This window comes from Pantoea sp. Cy-640 (assembly GCF_011752635.1).
Lineage (GTDB): Bacteria > Pseudomonadota > Gammaproteobacteria > Enterobacterales > Enterobacteriaceae > Pantoea > Pantoea dispersa.
This window is the reverse complement of sequence record NZ_VWXB01000001.1, coordinates 544,417-563,545: the sequence shown is the minus strand read 5'-3', so window position 1 is coordinate 563,545 and position 19,129 is coordinate 544,417. Positions and strand designations below refer to the sequence as shown.

The window sequence follows — 19,129 nt, the reverse complement described above, 5'->3', positions numbered from 1 at the left end:
AATCACTCCTCCTGTTTGCGTTTCAGGGCGAAAAATTCTGACGTCGTCGGCACCCGTAAGAAACAGCCGATATTGAGACACCAGGCCTCAACTTGCGTCATGAACTGGAACATTTCGCCCGTCCTGAGCTTAGAGGTTTGGCGCAAGGTTTCCTTCACGATCTGAGCGCCTGTTTTTACATCGGTATAACAAATTTCCTCAAACCCCAGAAAGGTGAACTTCATGGCGTCTTTGCACCACTCAGGGGAACAAAACGGTCGCCCTCTGTTAATCAGAAACCGACTGAGTTCACCCATCCAGGCATGAAACATCGCATTCTGATTGAGCGTCCGCTTCTCATGCCAGGGTTCAACTTTTATCAACAAGCGCTGACCGGAATTGATTTCGCGGTCAAGCAGCTTTTTGACAGCCTCACAATTATCGGGGTGAACACAAATCCCCTCTCTGGGTATATGGATCATGATGGATGCAACTGATTTTGTTTAAAGGCGATGCGCTGTCGCGCAATATCAAAATAATCGCTGTCGGATTCCATGCCAATAAAATCAAAGTCCTCGATGACCGCCGCCTTGCCAGTTGACCCACTTCCCATAAACGGATCGAGGATGACGCCGCCTGTGGGTGTCACCAGACGGCAAAGCCAGGCCATCAGGGAGGTCGGTTTAACGGTCGGGTGAGGATTGCGGGTCTGGGTTTCCGACATCATGTGTAACCCCTCGTCGCGGTCTTGTTTGCTGGCTTTGGCACAATAGAAATATCGGGCAACCGATCCTGAATCAGAATATTCCTGACTCATGTGATTATCCATGAGCCATGACGTCCCTTTAACGCTTGCCTGTCGGCTGGCCTCACTGCGATTGCCGTTCGAGGTCGAGTGAGGAAACAGGTTTAAAACCTCCTCTGACCCATCATGACAGAAATTTGCTGGCCACCGACCCGACACAAGAGATCCGACACCGTCCTCCGGCATTCCACACACCGACATATTCAGGCTGAGGCCACCGGGTTTATTGTGAGAACGCGGGTTGTAACGTGTTTCCGTTCCGACACGGGTCGCATTGATATTCATTGCGCCTGTGCCGTGTTTTAAGACGTTCTGAACCACTGACCCTGTGAACGGCTTACGTGCCACACAAATCGGTTCGTGAGCGGGTTTCAGCGCCGTTCCCCAGCCATCCCAGTTCTTTGCATCCTGAGAGGTCGGAACGTGCAAGTCACCCTCCGCGTAAGGGATCACTGTAGGCTTAATGCCTAATGCTTTATCAATCGCACGTCCTAAATTATGGGATTTGGGAAAGCCTGAGCCATAAACCCACATAATCTGATCGCGGATTTCAAATCCAGCCAGACGGATCGCCGTAGTGCCGAGGTCATAGGTGCGCGAACCAAAAAACGAGAGCAAATGACCGCCCGGTTTTAATACCGCTAAACACCGTCGCCAGACCGATGGCCCCGGCACAAAACTATCCCAGGTTTTCCCCATGAACCCTGACCCGCGATGTTCATAGTCATCTCCGTTAAGCCAATGGGTTAACACCTCCGTCATATCCGGTGCCTTGCTTAACCCGTAAGGGGGATCGGTGATAATGCTGTCAACGGAATTTTCAGGAAGGGAATCTAAGAGTTCAAGACAATCACCATGAAGGAGATTTATGTTCATTGGGTTCTCAGCAGTCGAATGAATCGAGAATCGCCTCAAAGAACGCGTTAATAAATTCTGAGGCGAGAGGAGGAACTATGGCATTGCCATAACCGCGCAGTCGTCCCACTCTGGCGGGAATCCCATCAGCCAGCGGGAATGCGCCGGGTTCAATTGGCCTGAACTTACCGTCGCGACATCCGAGCCAGTCAGCATCTGACCAGTATGAGAAATTCGAATAAGCGGCGTCAGTAAACCTTGTTCTGTCGCGTAATCCAGCCTGTCGAACATCCGGTTCTTGCCATCCTTGCGGATAACCGTCGGGCCACTGCCTTTGAAGTCGCTGGTGGTCGGTGTCGACCAGCCCGACCAGTTCGGAGGCTGGCTGAAGATCAGGTAAGGGATATCCGCTAAATCGTGACGATAACTCTCTGTAATATTCGGATTGCGGGTTGTATCGCGTTTGAATCGTGGCATTCGCGCCCCAGAGGTATCGTGTGCTTGTGGCGTTGGCCAGTTGGTGCGCACCAAAGAACAATCGATATCGCTGGTGCGGCGCGCCAACGCTTGCAGCTGGCAGAACGGACGATGCACACCCGTAACCTTGTTTTTCCAGCTCAGTGAATAAATCATCGAGCCACCCTTTCGAAATCGCTGCGTTAACCTGTTCGCCAAACACGACTGGAGGATGACACTGTTCGATAAGGGCGAGGAACGCGGGGGAAAGATGTCGGTCATCGAGCTTTCCTTTCTGGTGCCCTGCCACACTAAACGGCTGACAAGGCGGTGAGCCGGTCCAGATGGGCTGATCGTCAGGAATGCCGGATAAGCGCAAGGCAAGACTCCAGCCACCAATTCCGGCAAAGAAATGACACTGGCGAAAGCCTTTCAGATCGTCAGCGGTGACGGCGGTGATACTGCGTTCATCCACCTCACCAGGGGCGATCAATTTCCTGTCGATAAGCACACGAAGCCAGGCAGCGGATTTTTTGTCCCATTCGTTGTAATACGCGGACATGAAGATCTCATTGAGGGAAAATAAGGGCGCAAGCGCCCTTTTCTTAATGACTGGCTTTGATCATGGCTCGCATATTGGCGAGATAAGACAAAGCGACGTCGGGAGAGGTCACAATCACTTTTTTTTCAACCTGGGGAACAGGTTCAGGAGGAATAAATCCGTTTCGGATTTTTTCTCCCAGTCTTTTTATTTCGGACTCACAGACTTTCATTGTTGCGGAAACGGTCAGTGCAAGCGCGGTCATTTTCGAACTCACCGCTGTCACTAACCAATATTCCGCATGAGACGACCAGGGATATTTTTCAGGGCAAGGATATTGAAACCGCCTTGCCCTGAAATTCATCACGGTGTCATAAAGCTCTTCAGGTTTCGGTAAACCATAAAGCTGAGATTCACCTTCTTTACACCATGAAACGAATTCACCCGGCGAGGGTAAAAACGGTTTTTCATGTTGTCGGGCGCGTCGCATTCCGGCTTCGATCTGGGCAGAACAATAAATATGATTTTCCGCGATGGCTTTGACCCATTGTCGACGGAGTTCGTTTAACTGTTCCTGGTCTTTAATTGTCGCCATCATGGCCGGGAATATGGCTCTGAGTTGTTTGAAAATGTCGTTAAATATCTCTATCGCTTGTGGAGGAATACTGTCAGTTTTCTTTTCTGGGTGCGATTGCGCAATCAATGAAAGTTGAACGGCATCGCGTTGTTTAATGGCTTCCGCGATTTGCTTCATATTTCTAATCCTTCTGCCCAGTCATCATTATCGAAATCAAGATGATGATTTCGCTGATTCGGGGTTCGTGTATTTCTCGCTTGCTGACTCTGGATAAATAAATTATCCCAGTGCTTACGAAGCTTAGAAGGACTTAACACATTAGTTTGCCAGAAGCCATCGGAATTCGCATAACGGAAAACAATCGCGATGGATCGATGATCGACCTCTTTTGCATAACGGATCAGTCGAAGATCGTTTGACCAGGAAGACCAGTTCGGCTCTTTCGTCGCGGGATTCACGGCTAAAACGAGCGAGTAGATCCAATTAGCGAGCCGTAGATCTTCCGTGGTGCCCCAGTGTTTGCCGCTGATTGACTGGATGGCGACATCGGGAGGGAGCTTAGCCTGGGATGCCGTAAAGCGTCGAGACTTTTTCAGTCGTGACGAAGGATCTTTTAAAAGATCATTATTAGATCCAGTATTGTTCTGTGTACCGTCGGGTGTACCGAGGGGTGTACCGAGGGGTGTACCGACCACCAGCCTCAAACCCGCGTCAGGACTGGGTTTAGGTGTACCGTGGGGTGTACCGTGGGGTGTACCGTGGGGTGTACCGTCTTCAGAACCGTCTGAAAAAGGCAAAATATCCTGATATAGACAATAATTTGTGATCGCGATCACGCTTGCCTGGTGATTGGATCGGATTGAGATCATTTTTTCACGTTCGAAGAATTTCAGGATCCTCAGGACATGACGTTTATCTAACGGTATGCCTTCCGGCTTGATTTTACTCCCCAGCATGGCGGCGGTTGTCACCAGCTCGCCAGGATTCAGATCCCATTTCCGACCGATAAAGTCGACGGTACGTTTTTTGAAACTCGCATCGGACAATAATCGAATCCAGAGAGAGAGCTTCAACGGGTCGAGGCTCCAGCTTGCAGACAAAACACTTCGAAACAGTGAAAAATGGCCCTGTTTCTGATTTTGCATTTTTTTACCCCGAGCGAGGGCATCCTGGGTGAAATCATGGAGAGTGAAACGCGGTTTCAAAGCGCCACCTCCAGACATATGAATGCGGGAATAACCTTAGAAACTGTAATGTTTTTTAATGCGCGATTTTTTCTTTTTTCGATTGCAAAGTCGATGTTAGAATAACCGTGAAAAGATTCAGGATTCATGCTTTCCACCTCTGAAAATCAGCGTTGAAGGATCTCTGCCCCACAGAGATCCTTTTTTTATATTGATTCAGATCACTCCCTGAAATGAACAAAGGGAGCGGTTCAGTATGTAAAGCGGCTTTGTGGTCTTGACGTTTAACAGATTGTCTGAACTCGACGACGCTTTTATTCCTCTCTCTTGCGCGCGGGATAGTCAGGATCGGCGCGCATCTCCTTTATCAAGAGCTTCGCGACCTCTGAGGCCAGCCTTCTCAAATCGTCATCCTCAATGCCATAACCGATGTATGCGAGAAACCGCGCAAACTTCGGGATGTGGGATTTTTTCCATCGCGAAATCTGAGACCTATCCAGGCCTATCGCTTTCGCAATGTTTTCAGTGCCGTGAATATTGATGGCGTTAAGTAGTGTGGATTCAATCTTTAAGGCCGTGTAATTCCGTGTAGACCGCATTCGGTAAACTCCTGGGTGTTTGTCATTGGTATGGGTGCGAGCGGAGAATCATCTTTAAGTAACAACGCGTGATAACTGTGTCATACAATTGTCATAAAAAGTTCAATCTGATGACTCATATCCATAGCTTTCACTAGTGGGAACAATAGAGAGAGCCGTGGAGCGCCCACGAAAATTTCGCGCTAAAGTGAAAGTCGTCGTCGTCATAAAAAGACAGATTGTTAAAGAGCGTTGAAGTGTTTCACTTAAGGTTGAGGAAACAATTCAGGTAAATCAGGACGAATTTGATGGGGCTTAAAGTGGCCATCGGTGGCGCGAGAAATCGCGTAAACATATTGCGGAGAAATCTCATTTTGACCGTGAAGCCACTTCCAGACAGCCCCCTGTGTGACGCCGCACGCATCCGCCAGTTTTTTCTGGCTGCCGTATTGCGCAATGGCGAACCGAACGATTTCGTTCACAGGTTTAATTACCTCAGTAATTGCCGGAATGCAAATCATAACGCCTTAAGTATTGGATTTTCAACTCCCAGACATGAAGAGGTTCAAAGAGAGAAATGACATTAGCTGACCGCCTGAAAGCGATGTTAGAAGAGAGAGGTTACTCGCAAGGTGAATTAGCCCGTCGGGTCGGTGTCACTCAGGGAACTGTGTACAAACTGGTGTCAGGCCAGGCAAAATCGAGTAAGCGACTTGTCGAAATCGCGGAGGCGTTAAACGTCAATGCCCACTGGCTGTTAACAGGAAACGGGTTCCAGTATGTTGAACAAAGCACGGAACTTAACCATACTGCTGGCCGAAACGAATCCGGCCTGACACCTGAAACGCTGGAATTACACGGAGGCGTTTCACTGACCCTGGCGGGGGAGATCGCAATACCGTTACTTCCTGATATTGAAAGTGCTTTTGCGAACTCGCCGTTTCCGTTCACCGCTTATTCTGGACTGAAAATGACGCTTTCTGAAGCAGATCTTAAAACGTTTGGTGTTGATGTCGACAAAGGCGATTTCATCGGCTTTTCTGTCAAAGATGACAGCATGGCCCCAGTGATGCCCATCGGAACGCGTGTCGTTGTCGACCTGAACGACAAGCAAATCATAGATGGTAAATTTTATGCGATAGATCAAGGAAACTGGAAAAAAATTCGGGCACTCTATCGATCCGGTTCAAGTGAACTGACCATGCGAACCTATAACCAGGCGCTTTACCCCGAAGAAAAAATCGGCATGGACGACCTTCAGATTTTAGGTCGTATTGTTTTCTCTCAGCGCGGCATGTAACCCCTTCCAATCAGACACTTATCGCCCGAACCCACAGTTCGGGCAAGATTAACAACTTAGAGATTTAAAATTCACATTTCTCGACCCTCGTCACATTTTGACACTCCCACCTAAAACTTAAGTAGTTGACCATTTAAATCTCTTAGTATTTAATCAGGGCGTTGAACGGCGCAACACAGTTCGTCGGTCGCCCGGCGTGATCAGGATGATTGGCAATGGTGCGAACTTGGGTATTCATTCCGGCTGTTTTTTTGATCGCTGAAACCGTCCGAATGAATACTTAGGTCAAACAACGCGATGAAATCACACAGATTATGATTTTTTTGTTAATAACTTGTGGTCTTTTATTGCCTCAGTCCAGCATTTCATCAGGCTCAGGCTTTCCGCTGATCGCGGGTCAAATCGTCTGTTTCAGATCGTGCGAATTTAGGTAAGTTCTGCTAATCCCTGTGAAATCTTAAGAGCCTGGACGCTGACCTGAACCCATTAAAATCGGTTCTGATACCCTTAAGACACAGGAGAGACCATGGCCTTAATCAACCTGCCCAATAAGTTTTGGCGTCCACTCGCTGAGGTAAAAAACTTTGTAGAAAGAATGCCTCACGGCGTTCGCCTTCCTCAAATGAGCCAGAAAGTGAAGAGCTTTGCCGAACTCAGCCGAAAAGATAAAGACATCCTGATCCGCTACCTCAACGAAAGAGATTGCATCAACGTGATCCAGGCCAGGCCCACCGCTGGCGGCAACCTGACCACGTTCTTTTTTCATCAGAAGCATGGCTTGCCTGACAGAATAGACGGCTTCGACTGGGACGGTATCAAGCCAAAAATCACCATGCCCGTTGAGGAAGCCACGAAAGCAGACATCCCCTCTCCCGCCGAACCCGAGGTGACTGAAGAGGATGACGCGGAAGATGTCGAGGAAACATCCCAGGTAGACGACCTCAAAAATGAGCTTTTTGAAAAATTACCCAATTCTGAAATCAGGGAGGTCAAATCCGAAATGCAAATGGCTTCCAGCCCTGACGGGAATCAGGCCGAAGACCTCCGTAAACGCGCCCTTGAAATGCTCATGCAAGCGGACAAAGCCGATCAGTCTCGCCTTTCTCAGGTGCTGACGGATATCAAGCCGAAGATTACTGAGTTTATCGATAGGCTGAATAAAGCAAACGATAACGTACAAAGTACGCTCGACACCCTTTATGACCAGCTGGGGGAGGTCGATAAGATATCGATGGAATTTAAGAACTACTGTGAAAACCTCTGAAAACCCAAAGCCCCGATTCGGGGCTTTATCATTTATGGAGAAACGTTCATGCGCTTGTCTCGTTCGCGCTTACGCGCCGTGTCTAAATTCGTTCATCGCTGTGCGCACAACCTGATCGCCTTTTTGAAAGAGAAAGGTGATCCGAGTGTGTACTAAAAAAGCTGGTGGCCCCGCCAGTCAAACACAAACAGAGAGCCTTGCCGATTTCGAGTTCATTTCAGACATGCTCGACTGGCTTCAATCACAAGGCATTACATGCGACTTTCCATCTCCGACAATCGACGCATCACCGATCTCATTACCGACTTTACCAATGAAGACTGGGAGGAAATCCGAAACGAAGTTGAACGACTGCACAACCTGAAATCCCAAATCCCGATTTATAACGCCATTGCCGCTTACCACCCTACCGAGTTCACCGCGTTAGTTGATGAATATCTTTCGCTCTCTGATGTTGATTATCAGGTTTACGTCTCTGAATGTTTCTGGGATTTGCTGATGTTTCGCGTGACCCGCGAGTTTGCGATCGCCCGATACGTCAATTCCTGGCCTCAGGAGGCGTGATGCAACCTGGCGTGTATTTTTCCCTGAGTAATGCGGATTACCATCAGGGAGAGGGAATCAGTAAATCTCAGCTCGATGACATCGCCCTCAGTCCGGCGGTGTATCAATGGCGAAAAGATGCACCTGAGGATGAAGAGAAAAAGGATGCGCTCAATATGGGCACCGCCCTTCATTGTGCGTTACTCGAACCGGATCAGTTTGACGAACGGTTTATCTGTCTGCCGGATTTCAATCGCCGCACCAACGCCGGAAAGGCAGATGAAAAAGCGTTTCGGGAAGAGACACAAGCGAGCGGGAAAACGATATTGACGGCTGAGAGCTGGCGAAAGCTTTCACTCATGCGCGATTCCACGTTTGCGCACCCCTCCGCGAGGTGGCTGCTTGAACAGGATGGCCACTGTGAGGCCTCGATGTACTGGAACGATGACGCGACTCAGCTCCTGTGCCGCATTCGTCCCGATAAATTCCTGATCCGAATGCCACTGATTATTGACGTGAAAAAGGTCGCTGACATGAGTCGCTTTCCGAGACACGTCGCGGAGTTCCGTTATCACGTACAGGATGCATTTTATCGGGAAGGGTTTCGTCAGTCTTACGGTGAGAACCCGATGTTTGTGTTCATTGCCGTGAGCGAGACGATTGACTGTGGTCGGTATCCAGTGCGTGTCTATTCCCTGACCGCTTACGATGTCGAGGTTGGCACCCATCTTTTCCGTCAAGACCTTCAGACCTATGCCAGGGCGCGCGCGTTAAACGAGTTCGGCGGCGTCGAGGAAATCACGCGCCCCGAATGGGATAAAAGGAACGACTATCTATGAATGATATTGTGCAACATGATCCGTCTCAAACCCGCTCAGCGATTTTCAATCCCACCAGCCTTGAAAAGCTTCAGATTTTCGCGGAACAGATGGCGCTGAGTCGGGTCACGATCCCGAATCATCTGGTGGGCAAACCTGCTGACTGTCTCGCGGTGGCCTTACAGGCGGTGCAATGGAACATGAATCCTTATGCGGTGGCGCAAAAGACCAGCGTCGTGAACGGAGGATTGTGTTACGAGGCGCAGCTGGTGAACGCGGTTGTGACAAGCTCTCACGCTGTCCAGTCCCGGTTTAAATATGAATACGGCGGTGAATGGGATAAATATCGCCCAGGGGATAAGAGCGACAACGCCGAAAAAGGTCTGTGTGTGCGGGTCGGTGCCGTCCTCACAGGCGATAAGGAGGTGACCTGGGGTGAATGGCTTTACCTTGAATTCATCAAGGTCAGAAACTCCCCACTCTGGACGACGGCACCCAAACAACAGTTCGGTTATCTGGCGGTAAAATACTGGGCGCGTCTTTATACGCCTGATGTGATCCTGGGCGTTTACACCCCTGATGAAATGACTCAACCCATTGAGCGCGACGTCACTCCCGTTCCTGCACCTCAGACCGTCACCGAACTCAATCAGGTGATCGGTAAGACGGTGACGGTTCAGGCTGAGACGCATGAGAAAGAAACCCGATCACCTGAGGAGATTCTCGAACGCTTTCGGATCGCCGCGAGCAATACGAAAACCGTCGATGAACTCGATCAGTGTTATGCCTACTGCATTCTTTTTGTGAAGGAGGATCCTGAGCTGATGAAAGACGCATCCGAGGTGTATGAAAATCGTCGAAAAACGTTCACCTGATCGCCATTTTCCATTCTGTGACCGCAAATGCGGTCATTTTTTTTGAGAACCGCCCAGATAGAGAATTTTTCTTGTTCGTTTTGTGGAACATGATGTTCGATTTATCAGGTGGAGCTATTTTTAGAGGCCAAAACATGAACAAGTTACTCAACCGATTTTCGTGGGATGACATGAAAATCATTCTGGCTGTCAGTGAGTATGGGAACCTGTCGAGGGCATCAGCGTTTCTGGATATCAACCATTCGACCCTCTTTCGCCGCTTAGGAGCGCTGGAGGATTTGCTGGGACTCACGCTGTTTCTGAGAACGCGAACACAATATTTCCCTACCGCAGCGGGACAGGAGCTGATCACGCTCGCGGCAAAGATGAAAGAGGAAATGAAATGCACCCTCAGCAACATCACAGAGGAGGTGCGCGGGTTTATCGGGGAAATCCGTATCACGACGAATGACGCGCTCTTGCAAGACTATCTCAATCCGCTGATTGCCTCTTTCTCTTTACAGAACCCGAAGATCAGCTTCTTTGTGTCTGTGGGAAATGAGGAAGTGAGCCTTGAAACGGGTGGAACCGATATCGCGTTCCGGGCAACTAACAACGTTCCGCATCATTTATCAGGACGTCAGGTCGGGATCGCAAAATGGGCAATATTCGGTCATCGCGATGAATGGGAAGGGTCAACCTTTACCGTTGACCAGCTCAAGAACAATCGCTGGTTAGGCTTCACCCCTTCCCTTTCGCGTCTCCGGGCGCATAAATGGGTCGAATCAAACGTCGCCTCTGACAAGATTGTGTTTCGCGGGGATTCGGTGCTGAGCATTGCTAACGCTATTCATAATCGGATGGGGATCGGCCTGTTACCGCTGATGCACTCCCGACACTATGACGACCTCGTTCGCCTAAGTCCGGTGTTCAGTGACATTCAGGAGGAGCTGTGGTTCCTGGCTCACCCTGAGGTCAGGAAATCGGCCAAAGTGCGCGAGTTCATCAACCACTGTGCGCAATACATCGCAGAACACCAGAATGAAATTTTTAAAGAATAGGCCTGGATTGATCCGTTTTTCCTTTTTAATCCGTTAATGTGAAGTCTCAGGGCGGAACCTGATGACAATAACAACGTTTGAAATATGCCACTTATACGCCTGAACCGTCAGGCGTCTTTTTAAACGCTCTTATTGAACCCCTGTGCGCAACACAGGTTCTGTCCTGTTGATGTTCTCTTATGGTCGTTCGTTATAATAATAACAGGTTGTGTCGTGTTAGCTTTCATGCCGTGATTCTATCCATTCACGGCTTTTTTTTGCCTGTCGTTCAGCTCCCCCTCCTAATTATTACACTTTTATTTCATTTCTATTTCACACATCTATCGCGTTGTTTCCGTTCAGCTTTTGAATAGGCCATTCGCTTTTGATTTTGTTCAGGCGTATTAATCTGAGCGGATCGCTTTCATTGATTTATATTCCAGCTTTGCAAAATCGAAAGTACACCTTTGAATGAATTTGTTTATAGTCTTTCTCGTCGACAAGATGACCTCCGTTAAAGACTCTTAGACGACACTCTTAATAAATACATATTCATTGAAAGGATGTTACATGACTGATATTAAAGCTGTTGCGGTTGAACCAAAAAACCTGCTCAATCCACATAACCACGCATTAGTTCTGCTGGATCATCAGTCCCAGATGGCCTTCAATGTGAAGTCAATCGATATCGGTTCTCTTCGTTCTAACACAGCAATCCTTGCTGAAACCGGAAAGGCGTTCAAGATCCCGACCATTGTTTCGACCATCAGCCGCAGCGACTTTGCCGGTCCGGTGTTCCCTGAGGTGTCTAAAGTCTTCCCAGACACCAAAGCGTACATCAACCGCACAACCTCTGACGCGATTGAAGATCAGAACTTTGTGAACGCGATTAACGCGACTGGCAAAAACCGCATCGTCATCGCGGGTCTGTGGACATCCGTTTGCCTGAACGGCCCGGTTCAGGGTCTGCTTGAGCAAGGCTTCGAGGTGTATGTCGTGGCTGATGCCTCAGGCGACATGAGCCATGAAGCGCATGTAATGGCGATGCACCGCATGATCCAATCTGGCGCGCGTCCGATTACGGCCACCGCTTACCTGCTTGAGCTTCAGCGTGACTGGGAGCGTAAAGAGACCTATCCGGCAACGATGGAAATCTCTCAGGCGCATTCCGGCGCGTTCGGCATCGGTATTCAGTACGCGTATGACATGGTTCACGGTAATCGCGGCATCGAATAAGCGCGATACCTCTTTAAGTGCCACCTCTTTCTGACAACGATTCCTCACCAGGGGAAAAATAAAACCGATAATACAACACGGGTTTATCTGGTTTTCCCCCGGCTCCCAATGGCCGGGGTTTTTTCCTTTCCGTGATTCCTCGCTCTCTCTCTTTCCAGCGCCCGTCTCTGACGTTCGGCGCGTTTTGTCATGGAGTTTACATCATGCGTTTTATTACTTTGCGCGAGTGGAACCAGCGACAGATTCGCCCTCGCTCGATTGAAACCGTTTTACGCTGGGTCAGGTCGGGCAAGCTCTACCCCCCGCCCTTTCTCGATGGTCGCGAATACCTGATTCAGGAAACCGCGATTAAAATTAATCCTGCCAATCCGAAACAATTTGCCTCAGACAACAACAAGTTGATCCTCCGCGAAAGGATCAGGCAACACAGACGCGCATAACTTTTTCTCACGGAAAGCATGAATTGCTGAGAACTTTCTTTTAATCGCTCACTTAGTGACATCTTTTTGCTTCCTGATGGCATGATTTGTTCAATGTCAAAACAAAAGAGGACGCTAAAAATGGATGAAGGTCACTATCTTGTTACGATCGTCAGCTCGAATGGATTCGGCACTTCAGCCCAGATTTACGTAAAAGAAAACCAATTGTTAGGACAAGGTTTGAGCTTATCATTTTACGGCTCTTTTCATCATCGTTACCTCTTACTGAACGTCGCAAAAAACACCATCTCTGAAATGTCTCCCATCCTGAACGAATACCAGGCCTACACCTTTTCCGGCAAGCTCATTGATATTACCGGCGGGTATTACCTTGAACAGGATCTGGATCAGGATCTGGAGGCGAACATTTCCTTTACCAAATTATCATCGAAAACAGGTGAACCATGCTCGACGGAATTTATCGACTAATCATTACAAACAAGATGGGTTTAATGGACAGACTCCCTGGGTCGTTAACACAAGGAGAATTAACCGCATGGAATGCAAACTTTTCTTTGTCTGGGTCAGTAAATTATTACAATTCTGAGATCTACATCATGAAATCCACAAAGGCAAATGTGAAGCGCTCAGTTCTTGATGACCTGGACAGTTATCAATTTAAAGGAACCACCACAATTCATAGCGATGGTTTTACCATCATTGAAACCGGAGGCGGTCTTGAACTGATTGTGGCGGCGATTAAGGAAGATGTTTTCCTGCACCTTTAAACTGGAGAAATCGTTATGCACTCACTAACCGCATTACAATGCGATCCGACCACCTTGTTTCCTGAACGCGAGCGATGCAGCGTTTCCACTCTGTTCACCCGCCCCGACGTCAGTCGACTGAGGCAGTCACTGAACGTCAATTCGGAACAGCTCGCCAGTATTATCGGCGTTTCGCCGTCGCTGGCGAACGGCTGGATCAATAACACCCGTAAACCTCTTGGGCCATCACGTAAGTTATTATGCTTACTTGAACGACATCCCTCTCTCGCAGATGAATTAAAAGATCTGTAATGCGTACAACAACGCAGACGAAAAATCCTTTTTTGTCTGCTTTTTATTTTCCTTCCTTTGAAGTTCCCTCCATATTGATAATTTTATTCTAAAGTGTGGAACAAAATTCCGCTTATCCTCACTCACCTTAGGAAATCTCTGATTACCAGGGTATAAGAATGAATATTTCAAATCTGAAGAATAAGTTTCTTTCCCGACCTGTTCAGAAACAAAATAATAATAACAACACGAACAAGGCGGAGGCTCCAAAGCTTTCAGTCATTACCGAAAAATTACCGACCTCTCCTTTCATGAAATGTCAGCTGTCGCTGAATAAGAAAGGGAAACTCGCGGTTCAGGTGCCCGAAGGTGCGCCGGTCCTTGAGCCGTTGCTGTCAAAAACCATCGGCCATCCGGCACTCAGTTATCAGTCGCTGGCTTACAGCGATGACCGAAACCGTCATGTTCTGCTCGACACCAAAGGTCGCCTGATGTCGCTGGCCATGACGGATGAAGGGTTCATTGGTATCACCCACAGCCAGCAAAAAAAAGACTGGCTCCCACCGCCCAAACCCTCCATGCTTAACCGCAATCGTCCGACACAATCGCATCAGCTGGAACTGATTAACGATTTCGCGATGGTCGACGGTAAAAAAATTGCCTTGCCAGGAAAGGCGCTGAATGAATTCCTCACGGAATCGACCTCTGATGAAACCGGAAGATTTCGGGTGCATATGAAGCAGTTGTTCCGGTTTAATGAGGCGTCGAAAGCCTGGGAGCCTTACCGTTCTCAGACCGATCGGCGTTCGCTGTTAAGCACTCAGGCTGATGGCAACGTTTATAGCGTGAATAACGATCGCCAGCTGGTGGCCGTCAATCATGAAACCTTGAAAAAAGAATCCCTCACTGAGGCGATGTCACCGCATCTTTTCCCTGACCGCGCGCAGACAAAGAAGACACCTGGGATTACCGTCGATAAAAAGATTGAACATTTTTCCGTAAGTCGTGAAGGTCACGCACTCCTCCAGCTCAGGAACGATGATGATAAGGTGCAAAAACTGGTCTGGTATGAGGATGTGAACGATCCGAACTCTCGCCTTTCGTTGAATTTGCCACACGGTGCCAGCTGTCAGAAAACCGCTATCTTTGACAAGACGATTTTCGCCATCGATTATCGCGGTGCGCTTCAATGCGCCCCTTTGCCCAGCATTCATGATTCAACGCTGCATTTTGATTCAGGCGCGATGAACGTTCGGGCAAAAAAAATCAACGAGGCGATTTCATCGACCATCGGTGAGGGGTTTAAGCTTGAGGATATCCGCAACGTCACGCGTGACCGGATATATTTTTTAGTCAAAGACAAGTTAGAGCAAAAACATTTCATCGGCGTCAACATCGACAGCCACAACGTCAGCATTGAAAGCGCCTGGAACATCACCGACGCGATGACGCTTGACCATCAGCAAGGCCTCGATCCGTTTGTGCCGAATCCGAAAAACGTTATCGACCTCGATCGCTTTGGAAAGGTCACGGAATATGACCACCGTCCTTATTTCCTTAACGAGAAAACGGGTCAGTGGGAAATGACCAGCGAGGAAAAATCCGATCGCATGAAGATGACCCGTCTTCGCGCAGGTCTCGACGGCGCGCCGTGGATACTCAAAGATGACGCCATCAAAAAACTCAAAGTGCGTGAGTTCAGTCAGCGCCAGCCAGAATCAGGGGCGGTGTTCGCGCTGCCTCAGGTAAAAAAAACGCTTTCTCTCGATCAGCAAATTCCCTCACTCGACCACGACCATTTTATTACTGATTTTGCCGTCCTCGATGCGGCGAATGTGGTGACAGTCAATCGTTATGGTGATCTGACGTTTCGCACCTCAGGCAGTTCGAAAACGGTCAATGCTTCACAGCTTGCCAAAACGAGCGGCAAGCCAGACCTCAAAATACAGAGTCTAGGAATGACCGCTGAACGTCAGCTCCTGATGTTATCCAGTAAAGGCGAGGTCTTATCCCTGAATGAATCGCAGTGGCGCGCTGGCCAGACGCAACCGCTTCAGGTGATCACACCGCCGCGCAATGAATTTATTGCAAATATCAAATTCATCGACCTGCACACCGTAAAACCGGGCGTGATTGCGTTTGAGGATGGGAACCGGGATTTATGGATCCGCAGCGGTCGCAACTGGACCCCTTATCTTCAGGATGAAAAGGAACCCTCGACGCCGAATTCGCCAGACGTCTTAACCAACAGCTTTGAAACACTCAAGGCTGATGACAAAGTTCGCCGAATGGGTGTCGTCAACGTCAAATCAAATTATACGATCGGCGGTCTTCACCGTCAGCGGAAAGTGAAAACAAACTTTCGGGATCGGATGGACGCCTTTATTTTTCGCCCGACAATGGAATGGCCACGACCGCTTAAGAATGCCGCCTATGGCGTACAGCACTCCTTTCATGGTCGCGAGGGCTTAAAACCGCTATATGATATGCAGGGCGATTTAGCGATGCAGATTCGGATCCTGCAAGACCGCTATCCCGATTCACCCTCCCAGACAATGCACTCACGCATTCATGCCCTTTATCAACACGCGCAAACCCCAGAACAACGCAACCTGATTCGTGAGTTGCAGGATTTCAAAGACATTCTCGCCCAGAGTGCCACGCATTACAGTAAGCTCATTGGGAAACATTACGGGCTGCTTGATAACAATCTTCGTTCCACCATCAGACCGAAAATGAAACGCACCAAATCGGGTCTGTTTAATATCGCCAGCTCTCGCAGCTCGAATCTCACTGAGCATTTAAAAAACATGATGAACGCCTATCCGCTGGATCTGGATAATGAGTCCGTGCAAATCATGACGCAGCTCTTTGACCGAAACGTGATTTTAAATCAGCAAAAAGAGGCGGTGCCTGCCGGATTAAACCGGGATGCGTATGATGAAATCGGGCTGGTCAAATCAAGGCTTATTCATGATGTCTTAGTGATGCGCCATTTTCATGAGTTGATGGATGATATCGAGAAATCCTTTACACTTGAAAAAGAAAAGCCAGAATGGTTAGCGGAAACCGGGGAAAAGCTTTCCGCGCTTCGCTATGGCTTATGGGATCAGAATCCGATTAAAGCCGCCACTGATCAGGGCTTCGAGAATCACGGCACGCTTGAGGGAAGCTATGACGCGATTCGCCAGATGGTCAAAGCCTTCAGCAAAGAAAACCACGGTGTCAATATCACCACGCGTTCTGTATTGCAGGCATCTGATCAAGCAGCCCTTCAGCAAAACTTACTCGATACGCTTCGCGGCATGGAGACAGGTGAAAGCGTGTCGTTCTCGCGCGGGTATGGTGTGAACGCCTCAGTGACCTCTTACTTTTCCCGGGCGTTATTTGTGGGTGCGGGTGCCGCCGCGCGAGCCGATCGGGGTTATAGCATGAACCTGACGCGCACCGAGAAAGGGTTTAACGTCTCCTTCGGTCGTTCAATGGCGCACACCGCAAACCTGAACATGGCCGCTGTGAACAATCTCTTTTCGCAGTTCGACCCCGCGCATCCGGTTTACCTTGATGAATCCCATCATTTGCCGATGTCGAAAACGTTGCTATTAGGAGGAGGCGCATCGTTAACCGCCAGGAATGCGAACGCCTCAACCTTGTCGCTGGATATCGCTGAACATGAGCTGAATAATTTTATCGAACAGCTCATTGCCGGAGACCTCAACCCGATTGAGATCATGAACCGTGGCACCAGTCCGCAGGTGACGAACACAAACAGGCAGGATGTGAATCTTTCGCTTAACGTGAACGCGAGTCTCTATGTCTCTCTTCCTTTTGTGTCAGATGACGTCCCGACCACAACCGGAATCGGTCGCTTTCGCGTAGCGGGTTCCGCGAATGTCTCAGCGGTCAACTATCGCCGTGAACGTTCACGCAGCGTGACCAGTGTCGGAGAGAGTTCGGCACAAAGCGACAATTCCTTTTCCTTCGCCGATCGCGCGGCGATTAATGCGGGTCTTTCCGCGCCCTTCGGGCCTCGCTGGTTTTCTAATGGCAGCAAGGAAAACTTAACCGCGTATGTTTCGCCCAGTGCGGATATGAGTGTTTCCATTGATAATCGCACCGAACACAAACTTAAAATCGATCTGAATGACGCACCTGAAATCACCTCGCGTCAGATTGATACCATCGTGAACCGTCTCGATCGGTTTTTCACAGATAATGCCTCGTCGCAATTGCTCGCCCAGGTCAATCGCAAAAAGGAGAATGCCTTATCCCCTGATGAACGACTAACCATCCTCGACAGGCATTTTTCCAGCTGGTATGAAAGCAGCATACCGAGCCGCCATCATGAGTTGACAGGACACGGTCAGAAAACCGCGCTCCTCGCCCTTCAGTCTCTGGTGAGAAATCAGAAAGCCTATGAGGAAAAATCTCAACTCATTACGAGAGCGGAATATCAGTCAAGCTTTAAGAATGCCAATCAGCTCGAACATAAAACGTTATGCCAGTATCTGGCCTCCCTCACCAACTTTACGCATCAGGGCGTTCATTCCGACCGATTAAAGGAGATGATGGAAAACGACCACCAGCTGAAATCGTTTATTGATGCCATTCGCGAAAACCCGCGGGCCATCGCCACGCTGACGTTTGAGTTTAACCAGGACGTGCGCGAGCAACTTGAACACCAGTGGGCGGCAAAGACGCTGACTCAGGATCAGATATCTGACATGCTCAAAGACCGTCAGAATCTTCGGATCAAATCACTCAACTTTTCTCATACCGTCAAGAAAACCGACGGGTACGCGTCACCGAATTTCATGCTGGGCGGGTCGAATTCCGCGACGGTATCGATTACTGAACAACTGGGGTCGATTCAATTTGCCTATTCCGATAATAATGACCAGTATCCCGCCTCCTATACCATCAAAGGGCGCATGTTAACGCGCGACAACGGCTTTAATGCCGCGCTTGATGCCGCCAAAGAGGCCGGATTTGTGCTGAGAACGCCTGTTTAATCACTGAAGGGATGTGGCTCAGTGCCGCTTTCCTTTGTGAGCCTCAGATAAATCTCACGTACCGAGGCGGCATAGCTCGCGCGAAGGGATTTGAGTTTGGGATTCGGACCAGTGTTATACATACCGAGCGAATCCCATGAGCGCCCATAATGCTCAAAAAAATTATTGAGGATATAGGCACCCGTCGCGATGCAGACTTTTGGCTCCGAGAGTAAGCGTGTGCGGGTAATGCCAAATCGTCTGAGCTGAGCGTAATGGCTCGAATTGATGCCCATCATGCACACATCTTCGGTCTGATTGGTGTTGGTGTTGACAGCGCTGTTTTCATTTTTGGATTCTTTCGCGGCGATGGCTTTCAGCAATAATGGGTCAAGATGAAATCGACTGGCCACCTCATTGAACGGATCGGCATGAGCCGCACCGGAAACCAAAAAAAGACAAGCGATTGTCTTTCTTAAAAAATTCACTTGCACTTTTGTTTCTCTGTATTTGCGTTATTTCCTGAGTAAAAAAAACGGGAATTCAGTTCCCCTCGACCTGAATCAGGGAACCAGACTCAGGAAAATCTCACCTAAAAAAAGCCAGAACTTTTTTCAGGCTTGAGTCGAAA

20 protein-coding genes are annotated in these 19,129 nt (G+C 48.9%); 12 read left to right on the top strand and 8 right to left on the bottom strand.

Annotated elements, in window-relative coordinates:
• Window positions 1–2: 2 nt before the first annotated feature.
• The 7 genes from F3J36_RS02825 to F3J36_RS02795 form a co-directional block, all read right to left on the bottom strand.
• Window positions 3–461: a recombination protein NinB gene (locus tag F3J36_RS02825; RefSeq protein WP_166718840.1), complete on the bottom strand. Its 459-nt coding sequence runs from the start codon at window positions 459–461 to the stop codon at window positions 3–5.
• Window positions 458–1,660 (bottom strand): DNA methyltransferase, encoded by a 1,203-nt coding sequence (locus tag F3J36_RS02820; RefSeq protein WP_166718839.1) that lies wholly within the window; start codon window positions 1,658–1,660, stop codon window positions 458–460. The genes F3J36_RS02825 and F3J36_RS02820 overlap by 4 nt, the downstream gene beginning before the upstream one ends.
• 7 nt (window positions 1,661–1,667) lie before the next feature.
• Entirely contained in the window at window positions 1,668–2,657 is a 990-nt protein-coding gene (locus F3J36_RS02815; protein ID WP_205298838.1) for a DNA cytosine methyltransferase, read from the bottom strand.
• A 43-nt stretch (window positions 2,658–2,700) separates the two neighbouring features.
• Window positions 2,701–3,390 (bottom strand): replication protein P, encoded by a 690-nt coding sequence (locus F3J36_RS02810; RefSeq protein ID WP_166718838.1) that lies wholly within the window; start codon window positions 3,388–3,390, stop codon window positions 2,701–2,703.
• Window positions 3,387–4,418, bottom strand: a complete 1,032-nt coding sequence (locus tag F3J36_RS02805; protein WP_166718837.1) for a replication protein — start codon at window positions 4,416–4,418, stop codon at window positions 3,387–3,389. The genes F3J36_RS02810 and F3J36_RS02805 overlap by 4 nt, the downstream gene beginning before the upstream one ends.
• A 293-nt stretch (window positions 4,419–4,711) precedes the next feature.
• Entirely contained in the window at window positions 4,712–4,996 is a 285-nt protein-coding gene (locus F3J36_RS02800; RefSeq protein ID WP_166718836.1) for a CII family transcriptional regulator, read from the bottom strand.
• Between the two features lie 245 nt (window positions 4,997–5,241).
• Window positions 5,242–5,457 (bottom strand): helix-turn-helix domain-containing protein, encoded by a 216-nt coding sequence (locus F3J36_RS02795; RefSeq protein ID WP_166718835.1) that lies wholly within the window; start codon window positions 5,455–5,457, stop codon window positions 5,242–5,244.
• 95 nt (window positions 5,458–5,552) lie between these two features.
• Between F3J36_RS02795 and F3J36_RS02790 the strand changes: the two genes are divergently transcribed.
• The 12 genes from F3J36_RS02790 to F3J36_RS02735 all read left to right on the top strand — a co-directional run bounded on the left by F3J36_RS02790 (window position 5,553) and on the right by F3J36_RS02735 (window position 18,519).
• A complete protein-coding gene (locus tag F3J36_RS02790; RefSeq protein WP_166718834.1) occupies window positions 5,553–6,275 on the top strand; it encodes a helix-turn-helix domain-containing protein in 723 nt (240 codons plus the stop codon).
• Between the two features lie 526 nt (window positions 6,276–6,801).
• A complete protein-coding gene (locus tag F3J36_RS02785) occupies window positions 6,802–7,539 on the top strand; it encodes a hypothetical protein (protein ID WP_166718833.1) in 738 nt (245 codons plus the stop codon).
• A 255-nt stretch (window positions 7,540–7,794) separates the two neighbouring features.
• Window positions 7,795–8,103, top strand: coding sequence for a hypothetical protein (locus tag F3J36_RS02780; RefSeq protein ID WP_166718832.1), 309 nt, complete (start codon window positions 7,795–7,797; stop codon window positions 8,101–8,103).
• Window positions 8,103–8,921 (top strand): PD-(D/E)XK nuclease-like domain-containing protein, encoded by an 819-nt coding sequence (locus tag F3J36_RS02775; protein WP_166718831.1) that lies wholly within the window; start codon window positions 8,103–8,105, stop codon window positions 8,919–8,921. The genes F3J36_RS02780 and F3J36_RS02775 overlap by 1 nt, the downstream gene beginning before the upstream one ends.
• Window positions 8,918–9,775, top strand: a complete 858-nt coding sequence (locus F3J36_RS02770) for a RecT family recombinase (protein ID WP_166718830.1) — start codon at window positions 8,918–8,920, stop codon at window positions 9,773–9,775. The genes F3J36_RS02775 and F3J36_RS02770 overlap by 4 nt, the downstream gene beginning before the upstream one ends.
• Window positions 9,776–9,909: 134 nt before the next feature.
• Complete coding sequence (locus F3J36_RS02765; RefSeq protein WP_166718829.1) at window positions 9,910–10,815, top strand: LysR family transcriptional regulator; 906 nt, start codon at window positions 9,910–9,912, stop codon at window positions 10,813–10,815.
• Between the two features lie 549 nt (window positions 10,816–11,364).
• Window positions 11,365–12,030: an isochorismatase family protein gene (locus F3J36_RS02760; protein WP_166718828.1), complete on the top strand. Its 666-nt coding sequence runs from the start codon at window positions 11,365–11,367 to the stop codon at window positions 12,028–12,030.
• Window positions 12,031–12,233: 203 nt separating this feature from the next.
• Window positions 12,234–12,470: an excisionase gene (locus F3J36_RS02755; RefSeq protein WP_166718827.1), complete on the top strand. Its 237-nt coding sequence runs from the start codon at window positions 12,234–12,236 to the stop codon at window positions 12,468–12,470.
• A 120-nt stretch (window positions 12,471–12,590) separates the two neighbouring features.
• Window positions 12,591–12,938 carry a hypothetical protein gene (locus F3J36_RS02750; RefSeq protein ID WP_166718826.1) on the top strand — a complete coding sequence of 116 codons (348 nt, stop codon included), beginning with the start codon at window positions 12,591–12,593 and terminating at the stop codon, window positions 12,936–12,938.
• Window positions 12,914–13,237, top strand: coding sequence for a hypothetical protein (locus F3J36_RS02745; RefSeq protein ID WP_166718825.1), 324 nt, complete (start codon window positions 12,914–12,916; stop codon window positions 13,235–13,237). The genes F3J36_RS02750 and F3J36_RS02745 overlap by 25 nt, the downstream gene beginning before the upstream one ends.
• 15 nt (window positions 13,238–13,252) lie before the next feature.
• Complete coding sequence (locus F3J36_RS02740; RefSeq protein WP_166718824.1) at window positions 13,253–13,528, top strand: DNA-binding transcriptional regulator; 276 nt, start codon at window positions 13,253–13,255, stop codon at window positions 13,526–13,528.
• A 158-nt stretch (window positions 13,529–13,686) separates the two neighbouring features.
• Window positions 13,687–18,519: an AvrE-family type 3 secretion system effector gene (locus F3J36_RS02735; RefSeq protein ID WP_166718823.1), complete on the top strand. Its 4,833-nt coding sequence runs from the start codon at window positions 13,687–13,689 to the stop codon at window positions 18,517–18,519.
• Here F3J36_RS02735 and F3J36_RS02730 read toward each other — a convergent pair.
• On the bottom strand, window positions 18,516–18,992 hold the full coding sequence (locus F3J36_RS02730) for a lytic transglycosylase domain-containing protein (RefSeq protein ID WP_166718822.1): 477 nt from the start codon (window positions 18,990–18,992) through the stop codon (window positions 18,516–18,518). The genes F3J36_RS02735 and F3J36_RS02730 overlap by 4 nt on opposite strands.
• Window positions 18,993–19,129: the final 137 nt, after the last annotated feature.

Coding starts and splice junctions, on each gene's coding strand:
- F3J36_RS02825 (WP_166718840.1), bottom strand. CDS start 461: ATGATCCATATACCCAGAGAGGGGATTTGTGTTCACCCCGATAATTGT.
- F3J36_RS02820 (WP_166718839.1), bottom strand. CDS start 1,660: ATGAACATAAATCTCCTTCATGGTGATTGTCTTGAACTCTTAGATTCC.
- F3J36_RS02815 (WP_205298838.1), bottom strand. CDS start 2,657: ATGTCCGCGTATTACAACGAATGGGACAAAAAATCCGCTGCCTGGCTT.
- F3J36_RS02810 (WP_166718838.1), bottom strand. CDS start 3,390: ATGAAGCAAATCGCGGAAGCCATTAAACAACGCGATGCCGTTCAACTT.
- F3J36_RS02800 (WP_166718836.1), bottom strand. CDS start 4,996: ATGCGGTCTACACGGAATTACACGGCCTTAAAGATTGAATCCACACTA.
- F3J36_RS02790 (WP_166718834.1), top strand. CDS start 5,553: ATGACATTAGCTGACCGCCTGAAAGCGATGTTAGAAGAGAGAGGTTAC.
- F3J36_RS02785 (WP_166718833.1), top strand. CDS start 6,802: ATGGCCTTAATCAACCTGCCCAATAAGTTTTGGCGTCCACTCGCTGAG.
- F3J36_RS02780 (WP_166718832.1), top strand. CDS start 7,795: ATGCGACTTTCCATCTCCGACAATCGACGCATCACCGATCTCATTACC.
- F3J36_RS02775 (WP_166718831.1), top strand. CDS start 8,103: ATGCAACCTGGCGTGTATTTTTCCCTGAGTAATGCGGATTACCATCAG.
- F3J36_RS02770 (WP_166718830.1), top strand. CDS start 8,918: ATGAATGATATTGTGCAACATGATCCGTCTCAAACCCGCTCAGCGATT.
- F3J36_RS02765 (WP_166718829.1), top strand. CDS start 9,910: ATGAACAAGTTACTCAACCGATTTTCGTGGGATGACATGAAAATCATT.
- F3J36_RS02760 (WP_166718828.1), top strand. CDS start 11,365: ATGACTGATATTAAAGCTGTTGCGGTTGAACCAAAAAACCTGCTCAAT.
- F3J36_RS02755 (WP_166718827.1), top strand. CDS start 12,234: ATGCGTTTTATTACTTTGCGCGAGTGGAACCAGCGACAGATTCGCCCT.
- F3J36_RS02750 (WP_166718826.1), top strand. CDS start 12,591: ATGGATGAAGGTCACTATCTTGTTACGATCGTCAGCTCGAATGGATTC.
- F3J36_RS02745 (WP_166718825.1), top strand. CDS start 12,914: ATGCTCGACGGAATTTATCGACTAATCATTACAAACAAGATGGGTTTA.
- F3J36_RS02740 (WP_166718824.1), top strand. CDS start 13,253: ATGCACTCACTAACCGCATTACAATGCGATCCGACCACCTTGTTTCCT.
- F3J36_RS02735 (WP_166718823.1), top strand. CDS start 13,687: ATGAATATTTCAAATCTGAAGAATAAGTTTCTTTCCCGACCTGTTCAG.